Source organism: Stieleria sp. (genome assembly GCF_041595215.1).
Taxonomy (GTDB): domain Bacteria; phylum Planctomycetota; class Planctomycetia; order Pirellulales; family Pirellulaceae; genus Stieleria; species Stieleria magnilauensis.
On record NZ_JBFHKV010001108.1, the window covers coordinates 1 to 2742 of the forward strand.

At 60.4% G+C, this 2742-nt stretch carries 3 protein-coding genes; 1 reads left to right on the forward strand and 2 read right to left on the reverse strand.

Features of this window, described 5'->3' with window-relative positions:
- Positions 1-928, reverse strand: a 928-nt coding sequence (locus ABX749_RS28555) for a protein kinase (RefSeq protein WP_372899028.1), incomplete at its 3' end; no start/stop codon positions are given.
- Positions 929-1035: 107 nt separating this feature from the next.
- Here ABX749_RS28555 and ABX749_RS28560 point away from each other — a divergent pair.
- Positions 1036-1644 (forward strand): RNA polymerase sigma factor, encoded by a 609-nt coding sequence (locus ABX749_RS28560; RefSeq protein ID WP_372899029.1) that lies wholly within the window; start codon positions 1036-1038, stop codon positions 1642-1644.
- 13 nt (positions 1645-1657) lie between these two features.
- Here ABX749_RS28560 and ABX749_RS28565 read toward each other — a convergent pair.
- Positions 1658-2742 (reverse strand): MFS transporter (locus ABX749_RS28565; RefSeq protein WP_372899030.1); only part of this gene is annotated, 1085 nt, incomplete at its 5' end.

The following is a 2742-nucleotide window of genomic DNA, read 5'->3' on the forward strand; positions in this document are numbered from 1 at the left end:
CTCGGCCGACCAGCAGACGGAACAACGTCGCACCAAGTGAATACAGATCGGCCCGATAGTCGACCGCGGTCGGCTGCTCGGCTTGTTCGGGTGACATGTAATCCAGCGTTCCCATCAGCTGACCGACCGTCGTTAATTCGGCCAACTCGCCGTCCCAGCGGCTTACCTGTGCGAGCCCGAAATCCAGAATCTTCACTTCCCCATCGCGGCGCAACATCAAATTCGAGGGTTTGATGTCGCGGTGCACGATGCCTTCGGCGTGGGCATGTGCCAACCCGAGCGCGGCCTGACGCACGACTTCGCACGCGTCGGCGACGGAAAGTTTCACCGCACGGGCGACCTGGCTGAGATCCAATCCGTCGATGTATTCCATCGCCAAGTAGTGAACGCCGTCGTGCTGCCCCGCATCGGTCGCGTTGACGATCGATGCGTGTTCCAAACTTCCGGCCGCGCGGATCTCACGCAAGAAACGCTCCAATCGTTGGTCGTTACCGGTGGGCGCAGCCGGCAGCACCTTGATCGCCACCTGTTTTCCGAGGTCTCGATGACGTGCCAAGTAAACGGTTCCCATGCCGCCGCGGCCGATCGGCCGCAGCAACTCGTAGGGCCCGATCCGCTTGCCCGGTGCCATCATTGCGTTAGCGACATTGCAGTGGTTGGGTTGGTCTGCGCCGATGAGCATCCGCGAAGAATCCAAGGCATTCTGCACGACGGGATCCAGCGGAGTCGATTCGGCGGTTGCCACCGATCCGGCGCGAAGCCGCCGCACAATCGTGTCGCCTTCACCCTCCAGCGATGCGAGCGTTTCTTCGCACGATTGACAGACCGCCAGATGCGATTCGATCGCGGCGGATTGGAATTCGTCCACGGAGCCGCCCAGGTAATCACGAAGCGTACTGGCTTTCAAACAAGCGTCGGTCTTGGCCATGATCATGATGGGGTGACAGCCTTTGGTGGAGTGTGTGACAATTCGATGCTAACATCATTTAGACTGATGCACGCAATTGGTCCGCTATTTCCTAGAACGATCCGGGTGTGACAGTGGTTTCTCAAAACGCCGATTCACACGCCACACGAACCAGCCTGCTCGGTCGCGCCCGGGAGCGTGACCCGCTGGCCTGGAGCGAACTGGTGGATCTGTACGGCCCTTTGATCGCACATTGGTGCGGCCGCTGTGGGCTGGATCCCCATGCCGCGGCCGATTGCACGCAAGAGGTTTTTGCCGCGGTGGCGCGATCGATCGGAGAATTCGAAACGAAGCACCCCAGCGGTTCATTCCGGGGGTGGTTGTGGACGATCACGTCCAACAAGGCAAAGGACCGTCACCGCGCCGACGCGCGACACGTCCGAGCCGATGGAGGAAGCACGGCGTTTCGGACGCTGAGCGACATCCCTGATCCGATTGCCATCCCCGACGAAGAGCCGACCGGTGACGATCAACTCGATGAACTACTCGGCAGGGGATTGAAACAGATCCGCCACGAGTTCGCAGACAAGACGTGGCGAATCTTTGAGCGTGCGGTCATCGACGAGATCCCGTCGGCAACCGTCGCCGAAGAGTTTGGCATCACTCCGGCGACGGTTCGGCAAACACGCAGCCGCATCCTCCGACGGCTCCGCCAACATCTCGGCGACGTGAGTTAAGCGTCCCGCCTGCCTACCCCACCCTGGCCACACGACGCGTCACCGACGCATAGATCAAGCCGTACACCGCCACCGCGATCATCGCGACGACAAACGTGCCCGTCCACAGAGCCGTCGGCCCGAAACGGTACAACACCGCTCCGCCGATCGGAGCACCGATCGTCAACGCCGATGCGTAGCACATCGTAAAAATCCCCAGATAGCTGCCACGCAACTCCTCCGGCGCCATGTCGGTGACGATCGCCTGGTTGAACGGGGCTTGAAGAATCTCGCCCAACGTCCAAATCGCGATGCACACCGCGACAAAGACCAGACCGCTGCCGGTGGCCGTCAGTCCGAACCCGATCGAAATCAACACGCCACCGATCAACACGATCGTCATCGCGTTAAAACGAGACAACCAATGCGTCAGCGGTAATTGAAGGACCACGATCAACAACCCGTTGACGGACATCAGCAATCCGAATTGCAAGTTGCTGTAACCCAATTGCCGAATGTAGATCGGCAGCGTCGACAAGCCTTGCACAAACACCAACGCGATCAACAAGGTCGAGATACAAAACGACAGGAACGGAAGATCCAATCCGATCGTTCGGACTGACCTGAGCCAAGATCCGCGCGGCGACCGCGAAGGTTCCGCTTCGACCGCCACGCGACGTTGATGGGTTTCTTCGATCGTCAGCGCAATGATCCCGCCATACGCGATCATCGAAGCGGCATCGATCCAGAAAAGCCACTCGAACGAGTAACCGGCCAGCAGCCCACCGATCGGTGGCGCGATCGCAAACCCCAGATTGACGGAGATGTACATCAGGGCGAACGCGTGCGGTCGGCGATCGATCGACACGAGATCCGCGATCATCGCGGCGGCCGCCGGCCGATACAGGTCCGCCACCAAGGCGAACACCCCGACCGACAGCATGAACAACCAACGGTTCGTCACCGTCGAAAGCAACATCAGAATCGCGGCGCCACCGAACAGCGCCAGCAACATCACGCCACGCCGTCCAACTTTGTCAGCCAAATGCCCACCGAGCAACGACCCGGCCATCGAGCCCAAGCCCAGCACGCCGATACACGCGGTGGCAAACGGCACGC